The 12,121-nt window shown below is 57.7% G+C and carries 13 protein-coding genes; 6 read left to right on the plus strand and 7 right to left on the minus strand.

What is annotated here, in order from left to right:
• The first annotated feature begins 361 nt into the window (after positions 1–361).
• Positions 362–2,470, plus strand: coding sequence for a molybdopterin oxidoreductase family protein (locus AACY45_RS11290; protein ID WP_339545532.1), 2,109 nt, complete (start codon positions 362–364; stop codon positions 2,468–2,470).
• 97 nt (positions 2,471–2,567) lie between these two features.
• A complete protein-coding gene (gene grxD / locus AACY45_RS11295; RefSeq protein WP_166590029.1) occupies positions 2,568–2,909 on the plus strand; it encodes a Grx4 family monothiol glutaredoxin in 342 nt (113 codons plus the stop codon).
• A 101-nt stretch (positions 2,910–3,010) separates the two neighbouring features.
• On the opposite strand, the gene bfr is transcribed toward grxD, so the two are convergent.
• A complete protein-coding gene (gene bfr / locus AACY45_RS11300; protein ID WP_095165921.1) occupies positions 3,011–3,481 on the minus strand; it encodes a bacterioferritin in 471 nt (156 codons plus the stop codon).
• A 199-nt stretch (positions 3,482–3,680) separates the two neighbouring features.
• Positions 3,681–3,899, minus strand: coding sequence for a bacterioferritin-associated ferredoxin (locus AACY45_RS11305; protein ID WP_339545533.1), 219 nt, complete (start codon positions 3,897–3,899; stop codon positions 3,681–3,683).
• Between the two features lie 254 nt (positions 3,900–4,153).
• On the opposite strand from AACY45_RS11305, the gene AACY45_RS11310 reads away from it, so the two are divergent.
• On the plus strand, positions 4,154–4,756 hold the full coding sequence (locus AACY45_RS11310) for a peroxiredoxin (protein ID WP_007922432.1): 603 nt from the start codon (positions 4,154–4,156) through the stop codon (positions 4,754–4,756).
• A 75-nt stretch (positions 4,757–4,831) separates the two neighbouring features.
• Here AACY45_RS11310 and rnt read toward each other — a convergent pair whose 3' ends face one another.
• Together rnt and pyrC are read right to left on the minus strand one after the other, a co-directional pair.
• The gene (gene rnt / locus AACY45_RS11315) at positions 4,832–5,506 is read right to left on the minus strand and encodes a ribonuclease T (RefSeq protein WP_339545535.1); all 675 of its coding nucleotides are present in this window, start codon (positions 5,504–5,506) and stop codon (positions 4,832–4,834) included.
• Positions 5,503–6,549 carry a dihydroorotase gene (gene pyrC, locus AACY45_RS11320; RefSeq protein WP_339545597.1) on the minus strand — a complete coding sequence of 349 codons (1,047 nt, stop codon included), beginning with the start codon at positions 6,547–6,549 and terminating at the stop codon, positions 5,503–5,505. Before pyrC ends, rnt begins: the two co-directional genes overlap by 4 nt.
• Positions 6,550–6,705: 156 nt before the next feature.
• Between pyrC and AACY45_RS11325 the strand changes: the two genes are divergently transcribed.
• Both AACY45_RS11325 and AACY45_RS11330 read left to right on the plus strand, forming a co-directional pair.
• Positions 6,706–7,614: a flagellar protein MotY gene (locus tag AACY45_RS11325; RefSeq protein ID WP_339545536.1), complete on the plus strand. Its 909-nt coding sequence runs from the start codon at positions 6,706–6,708 to the stop codon at positions 7,612–7,614.
• 129 nt (positions 7,615–7,743) lie between these two features.
• Positions 7,744–8,961 (plus strand): argininosuccinate synthase, encoded by a 1,218-nt coding sequence (locus tag AACY45_RS11330; RefSeq protein WP_029295244.1) that lies wholly within the window; start codon positions 7,744–7,746, stop codon positions 8,959–8,961.
• A gap of 210 nt (positions 8,962–9,171) precedes the next feature.
• Here AACY45_RS11330 and AACY45_RS11335 read toward each other — a convergent pair whose 3' ends face one another.
• Positions 9,172–9,903, minus strand: a complete 732-nt coding sequence (locus AACY45_RS11335) for a hypothetical protein (protein ID WP_339545537.1) — start codon at positions 9,901–9,903, stop codon at positions 9,172–9,174.
• A gap of 542 nt (positions 9,904–10,445) precedes the next feature.
• On the opposite strand from AACY45_RS11335, the gene AACY45_RS11340 reads away from it, so the two are divergent.
• A complete protein-coding gene (locus tag AACY45_RS11340; RefSeq protein WP_339545538.1) occupies positions 10,446–11,072 on the plus strand; it encodes a response regulator transcription factor in 627 nt (208 codons plus the stop codon).
• A gap of 120 nt (positions 11,073–11,192) precedes the next feature.
• On the opposite strand, the gene AACY45_RS11345 is transcribed toward AACY45_RS11340, so the two are convergent.
• Positions 11,193–11,372 carry a PA3496 family putative envelope integrity protein gene (locus tag AACY45_RS11345; protein WP_339545539.1) on the minus strand — a complete coding sequence of 60 codons (180 nt, stop codon included), beginning with the start codon at positions 11,370–11,372 and terminating at the stop codon, positions 11,193–11,195.
• Positions 11,373–11,479: 107 nt separating this feature from the next.
• Entirely contained in the window at positions 11,480–12,118 is a 639-nt protein-coding gene (gene nth / locus AACY45_RS11350; RefSeq protein WP_339545540.1) for an endonuclease III, read from the minus strand.
• Positions 12,119–12,121 lie beyond the last annotated feature (3 nt).

Consider the following 12,121-nt stretch of genomic DNA (forward strand, 5'->3'; position numbering starts at 1 on the left):
GACGAAATAGGGGAAGGCGCAATATTGACATTAAATGTCGCGTCTTACCAATAGGCTACGGTGTTTAGGGGATTTCAGAGGGGCTACGGGGAGACCGCGGTAGCGCTTTTGAAGCCTGTTTCCTGACAGCAGCAAGCCCTTTGTACACTGCCCCCGCGCGCCTTGGCAATCGAGGGCAGCGCACCGGCGGGCGTGGCGGTCGTTTTTTGCCCTGCCGATCGCCAGGTAGCAGGGCGCTATCGGTAGGCCTGATGGCCGTCGATTCACAAGACGAACGTCGCTGGTGCAGTGGTCGGACTCGGCCCATAGTTTGACTCCCGCAACCGCGCCCTGGTTGCCTCGAATACAACAGAGACTGGCCATGACCAAGACTCTCACTCACCGTGCGTGCCACCTGTGTGAAGCCATCTGCGGCTTGACCATCGAAACCACCGCCAGCGACAGCGCCGGCCTGCAGATCACCTCGATCAAGGGTGACCCGTTGGACAGCTTCAGTCGCGGTCATATCTGCCCCAAGGCGGTGGCGTTGCAGGATATCCAGAACGATCCCGATCGCCTGCGCCAGCCCATGCAGCGCGTCGGTAACGAGTGGCAAGCGATTGGCTGGGACGAGGCGTTTGCCCTGGTCGCCGAGCGCCTGGCGACAATTCAGGAGCGTCATGGGCAGAACGCGGTGGCGGTGTATCAGGGCAACCCCAGCGTGCATAACTACGGGCTGATGACCCACAGCAACTATTTTCTCGGGTTGCTGAAGAGTCGCAATCGTTTCTCGGCGACGTCCGTCGATCAGTTGCCCCATCACCTGACCAGTCACTTGATGTACGGCCACGGGTTGCTGCTGCCGATTCCAGACATCGACCACACCGACTTCATGCTGATCCTGGGCGGTAATCCGCTGGCGTCCAACGGCAGCATCATGACTGTGCCGGATGTGGAAAAACGCTTGAAGGCGATCCAGGGGCGTGGCGGCAAAGTGGTGGTGGTCGACCCGCGACGCAGCGAGACGGCAGCGATGGCCAACCAGCATGTGTTTGTCCGGCCAGGGGGCGATGCGGCGTTGCTGTTCGGTGTGCTCAATACCCTGTTCAGCGAAGGCCTGGGCCGCGACAGTCATCTGCCAGTGGATGGGCTGGAGCAGGTGCGCCAGGCGATTGCTTCGTTCGATGCCGAGGCCATGAGCCCGTTGTGTGCGGTGCCGGCCGAGCAGATCCGTCAATTGGCGCGGGATTTTGCCGCTGCGCCGACGGCGGTCTGTTACGGGCGCATGGGGGTTTCGACCCAGGCCTTTGGCACCTTGTGTCATTGGCTGGTGCAGTTGATCAACCTGGTCACCGGCAACCTGGACCGGGTCGGCGGGGCGCTGTGCACCGAGCCGGCGGTTGATCTGGTGGCGTCGACCTCGGGTGGGCATTTTAATCTGTGGCAAAGCCGGGTCTCCGGGCGGCCGGAATACGGCGGTGAGTTGCCGGTGTCGGCCCTGGCCGAAGAAATGCTCACGGGCGGCGAAGGACAGATTCGCGCACTGATCACGGTGGCGGGCAATCCAGTGTTGTCGACACCCAATGGCCGGCAACTGGAGCAGGCGCTGGACGGGCTGGAGTTCATGGTCAGCATCGATCTGTACATCAATGAGACCACGCGCTACGCCGACCTGATCCTGCCTTCGACATCGGCATTGGAAAACGATCACTACGACACCACGTTCAATATGTTCGCGGTGCGTAATGTCAGCCGCTTCAACCGGGCGATCCTGCCCAAGCCGGAGGGCGCGCTGCATGATTGGGAAATTTTCGTCGGCCTGGCCAAGGCCTTTGCGGCCAGGACGGGCAAGGCGCTCAAGCCGACGATGCCGCCGGCACAGATGATCGACTTTGCCTTGCGTGCCGGTCGCTACGGTGATGCCTCTGAGCACAAGCTGTCGGTGGCCAGCCTGTATGATCATCCCCATGGCGTTGATCTGGGGGCGCTGAAGGCCAATCTGGGGCCGCGCCTGAAAACGGCCAACCAGCAGGTGCAAGCGGCGCCAGCAGCGATTCTCGCGGATCTGCAGCGCTTTGCCGCGTTGCAAGCGCCGGCGGCGGATGAGTTGTTGCTGATTGGCCGGCGCCATGTGCGCAGCAATAATTCGTGGATGCACAACTACCACCGCCTGGTGAAAGGCAAGCCGCGCCATCAGTTGTTGATGCACCCGGACGACCTCGTCCAGCGCGGGCTCAGCGATGGCCAGCGGGTGCGCGTCAGTTCGCGGGTCGGTCAGATCGAAGTCGAGGTGCTGGCCAGTCTCGAGATGATGAAGGGCGTGGTCAGCCTGCCTCACGGTTGGGGGCATGCCCGGCCGGGGGTGCAGATGGGTATCGCCACGGCGCAACCGGGGTCCAGCGCCAACGACCTGACGGATGAACGTCAGCTTGATGAGTTGTCGGGCAACGCGGCGCTCAACGGCGTGCCGGTGACGGTGGCAGCGGCCTAGGCATGTCTGTCGGGGAGACCGAGCATCGCGCCGGTCTTTCCGTTACAATGCGCCACCGTGCCGACAACTGAGTCGGAAAGTTCAGCCGAGGTGCTTCATGGATATCATCGAAACTATTAAAGAGCAGATTGCCAACAACACCATTCTGCTTTACATGAAAGGCTCGCCGAATGCCCCACAATGTGGCTTCTCCGCGAAAGCCGCGCAGGCCGTCATGGGCTGTGGTGAGAAGTTCGCTTACGTGGACATCCTGCAGAACCCGGAAATCCGCGCCAACCTGCCAAAATACGCCAACTGGCCAACCTTCCCGCAGCTGTGGGTTGGTGGTGAGCTGGTCGGCGGTAGCGACATCATGACCGAAATGGCTGCCGACGGTTCGCTGCAGGCGACCATCAAGGCGGCTGTGGAAAAAGCTGCTGCTGGCAAGACCGAAGCCTAAGTGGTGTAGGCGCTGGCTTGCCAGTGAACCCCCGCTGCGGATAAAAAAGCCCCGCCTCTCGATAAGAGGGCGGGGCTTTTTTAATAGGCGTTAACTTAGCGTTATTCACCCATCTGCGATTGCAGGTAGTTCTCGATACCCACTTTATCGATCAGGCCCAGTTGAGTTTCCAGCCAGTCGATATGTTCTTCCTCGGACTCGAGAATGTCTTCGAGTAGTTCACGGCTGCCGAAGTCGCCAACAGTCTCGCAGTGGGCGATGGCGGTTTTCAGGTCGGCGTGACCGGTACGCTCGATGCGCAGGTCACACTCGAGCATTTCCTTGGTGTGTTCGCCGATGTGCAGCTTGCCCAGGTCCTGGACGTTCGGCAGGCCTTCGAGAAACAGGATGCGCTTGATCAGCTTGTCCGCGTGTTTCATCTCGTCGATGGATTCTTTGTACTCGTGTTTGCCCAGCTTGTTCAGGCCCCAATCTTCATACATGCGGGCATGCAGGAAGTACTGATTGATTGCGACCAGCTCATTGGCAAGGATCTTGTTGAGATGCTGGATGACTGTGACGTCGCCTTTCATGATGGGGGTCCTGTCCTTAAGTGCGGTATATAAGGCAGAGTCTGAGCCTGCAACTTCTTAGTGTCAAACCTAAGTTATTGAATAATATATGAAAATTAATCGGAATAAGAGTGTTTGTATTCCGCATCCTGGCGCTAAGCGATTGAATTACAGGCATAAAAAAACCGGACACTAAGTCCGGTTCTTCAAATTGGGTTTTTCAGGCTACGGAAAATTCCACGGGAAAGGGAATCGCAGCCTGGCTCATCTGCAGGTCGGCGAGGGTTTCGCGGACCACCTGCTTGGCAAGGCAGGCGCATTTGCCGCATTGGCTGGCAACGCCGGTGGCTTCACGCACCTCACGGTAGCTGCAGCAACCTTCGTAGATTGCATCGCGGATCTTGCCGTCGGTGACGCCAGTGCAGAGGCAGACATACATAGAGTGAGAACCTATCGCGGGTTATGGCTCAATTGCGATGGATCTTAATGTTAACGAGAATGATTGTCAAAGTTGTTTCCGGGCGTCGTGCAACGGATCACCTCCGGTCTGACGAACGGCTGCATGGCAACAGGTCAAAAACGCAGTGTATGATGGTCGGTCTTTGCGAACGGTAGCCGGTTCACGAAGCTGTCGTTTACCGACGGCAGACTGGACCGATACCCTTCTTCACGCACTACACCAGGAGATATCCAATGAGCGTACTCGTAGGCAAACAAGCCCCTGACTTCACCGTACCGGCCGTACTCGGCAATGGCGAAATCGTTGACAGCTTCACCCTGTCCTCGGCCATCAAAGGCAAATACGGCCTGGTGTTCTTCTACCCGCTGGACTTCACCTTCGTTTGCCCGTCCGAGCTGATCGCTCTGGACCACCGCATGGCTGACTTCAAGGCGCGCAACGTGGAAGTGATCGCCGTGTCGATCGACTCGCACTTCACCCACAACGCCTGGCGTAACACCCCGATCAATGCCGGCGGCATCGGTCAGGTCCAGTACATCATGGCTGCTGACATGAAGCACGACATCGCCAAGGCCTACGACGTTGAATCCGAAGGCGGCGTGGCTTTCCGTGGCGCGTTCCTGATCGACGACAAAGGTGTTGTCCGCTCGCAGATCGTCAACGACCTGCCACTGGGCCGTAACATGGAAGAGCTGATCCGTCTGGTCGACGCGCTGCAGTTCCACGAAGAGCACGGCGAAGTTTGCCCGGCCAACTGGAAAAAAGGCGACAAGGGCATGACCGCTTCGCCAGAAGGCGTTGCCGCTTACCTGTCCGAGAACGCTGGCAAGCTGTAAGCCACGCGCCTCAGGCACAAAAAAACCGGCTCAAGTGGCCGGTTTTTTTATGGGTCAGGAAAAACCTGCGACCGATCAGTCGTTGAAGTCTTCCCAGCCCCCCATTTGTTTCCAGCGGTTGACGATGCCGCAGAACAGATCAGCGGTCTTCTCGGTGTCGTAGCGAGCCGAGTGGGCCTCGCGACCGTCGAAGTCGATGTCTGCTGCCTGGCACGCCTTGGCCAGCACGGTTTGACCGTAGGCCAGACCGGCCAGCGTCGCGGTGTCGAAGCTGGAGAACGGGTGGAACGGGTTGCGCTTCATGTCCAGGCGCGCCACGGCGGCATTGAGGAAGCCCAGGTCGAAACTGCTGTTGTGGCCGACCAGGATCGCCCGTTTGCAGCCATTGGCTTTCAACGCCTTGCGCACGCCGCGGAAAATGTCGGTCAGGGCCGTCTCTTCACTCACGGCCATGCGCAGTGGGTGATCGAGCTTGATGCCGGTGAATTCCAGCGCCGCGGCTTCGATGTTGGCGCCTTCGAACGGCTCTACACGGAAGAAGTAGGTGTGGTCCGGGAACACAAAACCCTTTTCGTCCATGGCGATGGTGGTCGCGGCGATTTCCAGCAGGGCGTCAGTGGCACAGTTGAAACCACCGGTTTCAACGTCAACGACGACTGGCAGATATCCTCGAAACCTGGCTGCCATCGGGTGGCGCGAACCGCCGCCACCTTGACCTTCCTGTTCGTCGTCGTAATGGACTTCACTCACGCGTGTTCCTCCAGCAGGCGCCAGCGCAGTTTTTCACCGGCGCGCAGCGGGATGACAGTCAGCTCGCCGAACGGCAGGCTGGTTGGGGCGGTCCATTCTTCGCGGACCAGGGTAATGCGATCGGTGTTTGCCGGCAGGCCGTAGAAACGCGGGCCGTTGAGGCTGGCGAAGGCTTCGAGCTTGTCCAGCGCGTTACGCTGTTCAAACGCCTCGGCATACAGCTCGATCGCGGCATAGGCGGTGTAGCAGCCGGCACAACCACAGGCGGCTTCCTTGGCGTGCTGGGCATGGGGAGCCGAGTCGGTGCCGAGGAAGAACTTGTCGCTGCCACTGGTGGCGGCATCCAGCAGGGCGACCTGGTGGGTGTTGCGCTTGAGGATCGGCAGGCAGTAGAAGTGCGGGCGAATCCCGCCAACCAGCATGTGATTGCGGTTGTACAGCAAGTGGTGCGCGGTGATGGTCGCGCCCACATTGGCCGAAGCCTCCTTGACGAACTGCACGGCATCGCCGGTGGTGATGTGTTCGAACACCACCTTGAGCGTTGGAAAACGCTCGACCAGCCGACGCATGTGCTCGTCGATGAAGATTTTCTCGCGATCGAAGACATCGACGTCGCCGCGGGTGATTTCACCGTGGATCAGCAAGGGCATCCCGACTTCGGCCATGGCCTCGATCGCTGGGAAGATCTTGTCGATGCTGGTGACACCCGAGTCCGAGTTGGTTGTCGCGCCGGCTGGGTACAACTTGGCGGCGTGCACGAAACCGCTGGCCTTGGCGGTGCGGATTTCGTCCGCGGTGGTGCGGTCGGTCAGGTAGAGCACCATCAGCGGTTCAAAGCGGCTGCCGGCCGGGCGCACAGCGAGAATGCGCTGGCGGTAGGCGTCGGCTTCAGCGGCATTGCGCACCGGTGGTACCAGGTTGGGCATGATGATCGCGCGACCAAAGGTGCGCGCGACATCCGCGACAGTATTGGGCAACGCAGCACCATCGCGAAGATGAATATGCCAGTCGTCGGGACGCAGCAGGGTCAGGCGGTCGGACATTGGGGATTCCAGGCGGGTCAAACTCATGGGAATGCTACCGGAAAAGACTCTTGCAGGCACTCGCTATCAAGTTTTGTCGGACGTAACCGATATCACTAAGGTATGCCGTAAACATGTGTATCGGTCTTTTTGTTGCAGAAGTCAGTGGAGCCTCCCGTGCGCCAGCGTTATCTAGCCTTGCTCAGTGTGTTCGCCAGCCTTCCTGCCATGGCACTCACTTTCCAGACGCGCCTGGAGAGCACTGAGTGGAAGGTCGAGGGCGACAAGTTCGAATGTCGTCTGGCGCAACCGATCACCGGTTTTGGTACGGGTGAGTTCGTGCGGCGCGCGGGTGAGCAGGCCACCTTTCGGCTCAAAGCCTATAACCCGATGCTGACCGGTGGCTCGGCGACCTTGCTGGCGGCGGCGGCACCCTGGCAGCCAGGGCGCGGGGACATCAACCTGGGTTCGGTCAGGCTGGGCAGTGGCGAGGTGCTGTTCAACAGTTCTCAGGTACAGGCTGGGCGCCTGATCGGTGGTTTGATGGAGGGCCGCAGTCCATTGATCCGGCATTCGGCATCCGACGGCCGGGTGTCGGAAGTACGCTTGCTGCCCATCAGTTTCGGTAAGGCCTACGCCGATTACCAAGGTTGCGTGGCCAAGCTGCTACCGATGAATTACGAGCAGGTGAAGCAGGCCGCGGTGGGTTTCCCTGGGGGTGGAATCGAACTCGATGCACAGGCGAAAAGCCGCTTGCAAGCCATGTTGAACTTCATGAAAGCCGATCCGACGGTCAATCACATTCAAATCGACGGCCATTCGGATAACAGCGGCAATCGCCTGACCAACCGAGACCTGTCGCGGCGCAGGGCGCTGGCCGTAATGGAATACCTCAAGGCCAACGGGGTCCAGGAGTCACAGGTGACCCTGCGCTTTCACGGCGAGCGTTATCCAGTGGCGCCCAATAGCAGTGCCGCCAACCGGGCGAAAAACCGTCGAGTCAGCGTGCAACTCGAGCGGCTCGAGCCACCGGCCAATCCTGCCCCTCAAGTCAGTTCCGCAAGCAGCGCGGCAGCGACCTCCTGACCCCGTCGAAATCGTCGCTCGCTCGACATAATCTGTCGCTTCGTCGTCATAAGCTGTCGCGCCTCTGTAATTTATCCGCTCGCAGCGTTAGACTTATCGGCTTTCCGTAGAACCCCGTGGAGTGATGGCATGGCGGACGTAAACAAGGTCGTTCTGGCGTATTCCGGCGGCCTGGACACTTCGGTGATCCTCAAGTGGCTGCAGGATACTTATAACTGTGAAGTGGTGACATTCACCGCTGACCTGGGTCAAGGCGAAGAGGTCGAGCCGGCTCGCGCCAAGGCACAAGCCATGGGCGTCAAAGAAATCTACATCGACGATCTGCGCGAAGAATTCGTGCGCGATTTCGTGTTCCCGATGTTCCGTGCCAACACCGTCTACGAAGGCGAGTACCTGCTGGGTACTTCCATCGCACGTCCGTTGATCGCCAAGCGCCTCATCGAAATCGCCAATGAAACCGGCGCTGACGCCATTTCCCACGGCGCCACCGGCAAAGGCAACGACCAGGTTCGTTTTGAACTGGGTGCCTATGCCCTCAAGCCAGGGGTAAAAGTCATTGCCCCGTGGCGTGAGTGGGACCTGCTGTCCCGCGAGAAGCTGATGGACTACGCCGAGAAGCACGCGATCCCGATCGAGCGCCACGGCAAGAAGAAATCCCCGTACTCGATGGATGCCAACTTGCTGCACATCTCCTATGAAGGCGGCGTGCTGGAAGATACCTGGACCGAGCACGAAGAAGATATGTGGAAATGGACCGTCTCCCCGGAGAATGCTCCTGACAAACCACAATACCTGGAGCTGACCTACCGTAACGGCGACATCGTGGCACTGGACGGCGTCGAAATGACCCCGGCCACCGTGCTGGCGACCCTCAACCGTATCGGTGGCGAACACGGTATCGGTCGTCTCGACATCGTCGAGAACCGTTATGTGGGCATGAAGTCCCGTGGCTGCTACGAAACCCCAGGCGGTACCATCATGCTGCGCGCTCACCGGGCGATCGAATCGATCACCCTGGACCGCGAAGTGGCTCACCTCAAAGACGAGTTGATGCCCAAGTACGCCAGCCTGATCTACACCGGCTACTGGTGGAGTCCTGAGCGTCTGATGCTGCAACAGATGATCGACGCTTCCCAGGTCCACGTGAATGGCGTGGTTCGCCTGAAGCTGTACAAGGGCAACGTGATCGTCACCGGTCGCAAGTCCGACGAGTCGTTGTTCGACGCCAACATCGCCACCTTCGAAGAAGATGGCGGCGCTTACAACCAGGCGGACGCTGCTGGCTTCATCAAGCTCAACGCCCTGCGTATGCGCATTGCAGCCAACAAGGGCCGCAAGCTGTTCTGATGCTGTTGCGCTGATCAACCGTTGTGCTCTCGCTTGAGGCGAGAGCATAACGGGCGCGACCTGATGTGTGGGCCTCGATGGTCACGTTGTAATCTGTCTTCCAGGCTGTATCGCCGTTCTGCGTTACACCGCCAGTTCTCCCTCCCTTCGTTCCTGCCTCGTTGAATAACCTCCTACCGGTCTGTCGCTGCATCAAAACGGGCATCGGTCTTACACAACAACCGTCATTGCCTGGGTGCTCACGTTATAGAACAGGCACACAGAGTCCTGGGCGTTTAGTGCTTTTACATCCGACTTCTTCAGCCGTTCATTGATCAGTGGCTCCGACTCCCGGCAAGTCAGCAGCATCGTCAGTCTGCGTTGGCTGAGTCGAGCTTGCTCGAGCTTCTCCAGCAACTGACAGGTGTCCTTTTTCTTGCGGATCCACCGTGCATCGACGATGCGGATGCAGTGCACCGAAGCGGACAGGGGCAACTGCTGCTGAGGGCAGAGGTGGTTGATGAGAGTGATGCAGGCGGGTGGGTCCTGGGTGCTGGGAAGTAGGTAGTCTGGCTTGGTCTTGACCGTCCCATGGCTGTTTCGTGGGGTGGCGCGCGCGGCGTTGACCTTCCTGGTCGAGGCCGTGGTCACATCGGTCTGCCCGGTTTGAGAGGTAGCAGGAGCGGATTTTTTTTCGCTGCGGGTGGTGTCATCGATCACCTTTAAAAACTGCTTGCTCTTCTGGAAGTCTGAAGGCGCATACAGGGATTTGTAGTTGAAGTTGAGGGTGATGAAAAATAGAAACAGCAGGTAGAAGGGGAAGCTGATTAAAAACCATATATATATTTCCCGGTCATCATTATCGAGAAACGGCAATGATACCGCTGCGGAAGTTTCGGACAGTGCTGCGAAAATCGCAATGATTGTCATGGGGTTGGCGATTTTCTTCTGAAAGATTTTCATGCTGGCTACTCGTTTGATATTGGGTTGCGTGTCGAGGGCAATGTTAAAGGGTAACCAGTCTGCGCGGCGCCAGATTCTCTATGGGGGAGTACTTGATACGCTAAGGCTTAATGGTTTTTTAGGTGTGTGTAGTTATTTTTTAGTGTGTTTGTAGATTTGTTTAGTTTCAGTGTTGGTTTGTTGTTCATGTCGTGGTGCCAGGGCCGCGCTCTGGAGTATGATTACTTCATGCGCTGCTCGCTAGGCGAGAGTCGTTGTTTTTAGAATAGGTCAGAGTGGAAAAAAACATGCACCTGCGTCCTGAATATTAGTTTGGTTTTCACGGCTTGTCTTTGGTGGGAACGAATTGTTGTTGCATGGAAAAGGGCAGGCTTAAACTTTAAGAGACATTATTTTTTGTGAATTCCTGTGGGGATAGTCCTTTATGTTTGTAGGGACTGTCTCTCGGTAGGGGTGCTTGGCCTGGGCAGCATCCCAAGGTCGAAACGACTAGGCTATTGTGCGGGCTCTAAAAATTCGAACAGCGAAAATTGGACTTGCCCATGAATAAAGTGCTGATCGTGGATGATCACCCCGTCATTCGACTTGCTGTACGCATGCTAATGGAGCGTCATGGCTACGAAGTTATTGCTGAAACGGACAATGGCGTGGACGCATTGCAACTTGCCCGTGAACATATGCCGGATATCGTCATACTGGATATAGGCATTCCCAAGCTGGATGGCCTGGAAGTCATTGCGCGTTTGAATTCGATGAACTTTTCCGTGAAAGTGCTGGTCCTGACTTCTCAGACACCCGGGCATTTTTCGATGCGTTGCATGCAGGCGGGCGCATTTGGTTATGTTTGCAAACAGCAGGAGCTCACCGAACTACTCAGCGCTATCAAGGCCGTATTGTCCGGCTACAGTTACTTTCCGAACCAGGCATTACACTCAGTTCGCTCGTCGCTGGGCAATACCAGTGAGTCGGACATGGTGGAGCGTTTGTCCGGACGAGAGATGATGGTGTTGCAGCAATTGGCCCGGGGCAAGACCAACAAGGAAATAGCCGATGGCATGTTCCTCAGTAATAAAACCGTCAGTACTTACAAGACTCGGCTTCTGCTCAAGCTCAACGCTCGCTCGCTTGTCGATCTGATTGAATTGGCCCAGCGCAATGGCCTGGTCTGACGTGCAAAAGTACAAAAACGTCTAGTCTGGCACTTCGCCATCCGGGTTCCTGGGGGGATCGCAAAATGACAAAAGCCTCCACGGTGGGAGGCTTTCAGAGGGCAGAGGGCAGAGGGCAGGTCAGAGGTCAAAGTCGTAATCGGCCAACTGCTTTTGCAGGCGTCGCTCCTCCAGGAGGTTATCGATGGTGCGGCGCTTGTTCAGGTTGGTCTTCGCGACCTCCACCATGGGCTCTGCATCATCGGCTTCAACAGGGGCGAAGTCGTCTTCTACGTCCAGTTGTTCTTTGCCATTACTCATAAGGTTAACTCCAGGCTAAGAGTGCCATTGGCGCCTCTTATATCGACAATCTCCTGGCGGGTAAAAAAGATTTTTTCAATCGATAAATCAATAAAAGCAATAGCGCCTCAATCGTCGGAGGTTTTTTGCTTGTATTCGCACAGGTCTTCGATCCTGCAGCTGCCACACCGGGGCTTGCGGGCCTGGCACACGTAACGGCCATGCAAGATCAGCCAGTGGTGGGAGTCGAGGAGAAATTGCCTGGGCACAAACTTCATCAGCTTGTGTTCCACTTCGACGACATTCTTCCCGGGGGCAATACCGGTACGGTTACTGACCCGGAAAATGTGGGTGTCGACGGCCATGGTCAACTGCCGGAACGCCGTGTTCAGCACCACATTTGCGGTCTTTCGGCCGACGCCTGGCAGCGCCTCAAGCGCTTCGCGGGTTTGTGGCACTTCACCGCCATGCAGTTCCACCAGCATGCGGCAGGTCTCGATGACATTCTTCGCCTTGCTGTTGTACAGGCCTATGGTCTTGATGTACTCGGACAAACCCTCGACGCCGAGCGCATGAATCGCCGCCGGCGTGTTGGCCACCGGGAACAGCTTGGCGGTGGCTTTATTGACACCGACATCGGTGGACTGCGCAGAGAGAATCACCGCGATCAACAGCTCGAAGGGCGATGAATAGGCCAGCTCGGTTTTCGGTTCTGGATTGTCTTCGTGGAACCTGCGAAAAATTTCCAGGCGTTTGGCGGCATTCATGGG

This window comes from Pseudomonas sp. RA_35y_Pfl2_P32, assembly GCF_963970735.1.
GTDB lineage: Bacteria > Pseudomonadota > Gammaproteobacteria > Pseudomonadales > Pseudomonadaceae > Aquipseudomonas.

Bases quoted from the DNA above. Each gene is read 5' to 3' on its own strand.
- nth (WP_339545540.1), bottom strand. From the start codon at position 12,118: ATGAATGCCGCCAAACGCCTGGAAATTTTTCGCAGGTTCCACGAAGAC.
- bfr (WP_095165921.1), bottom strand. From the start codon at position 3,481: ATGAAAGGCGACGTCACAGTCATCCAGCATCTCAACAAGATCCTTGCC.
- AACY45_RS11330 (WP_029295244.1), top strand. From the start codon at position 7,744: ATGGCGGACGTAAACAAGGTCGTTCTGGCGTATTCCGGCGGCCTGGAC.
- AACY45_RS11310 (WP_007922432.1), top strand. From the start codon at position 4,154: ATGAGCGTACTCGTAGGCAAACAAGCCCCTGACTTCACCGTACCGGCC.
- AACY45_RS11340 (WP_339545538.1), top strand. From the start codon at position 10,446: ATGAATAAAGTGCTGATCGTGGATGATCACCCCGTCATTCGACTTGCT.
- pyrC (WP_339545597.1), bottom strand. From the start codon at position 6,549: ATGTCCGACCGCCTGACCCTGCTGCGTCCCGACGACTGGCATATTCAT.
- AACY45_RS11305 (WP_339545533.1), bottom strand. From the start codon at position 3,899: ATGTATGTCTGCCTCTGCACTGGCGTCACCGACGGCAAGATCCGCGAT.
- AACY45_RS11345 (WP_339545539.1), bottom strand. From the start codon at position 11,372: ATGAGTAATGGCAAAGAACAACTGGACGTAGAAGACGACTTCGCCCCT.
- AACY45_RS11290 (WP_339545532.1), top strand. From the start codon at position 362: ATGACCAAGACTCTCACTCACCGTGCGTGCCACCTGTGTGAAGCCATC.
- AACY45_RS11335 (WP_339545537.1), bottom strand. From the start codon at position 9,903: ATGAAAATCTTTCAGAAGAAAATCGCCAACCCCATGACAATCATTGCG.
- grxD (WP_166590029.1), top strand. From the start codon at position 2,568: ATGGATATCATCGAAACTATTAAAGAGCAGATTGCCAACAACACCATT.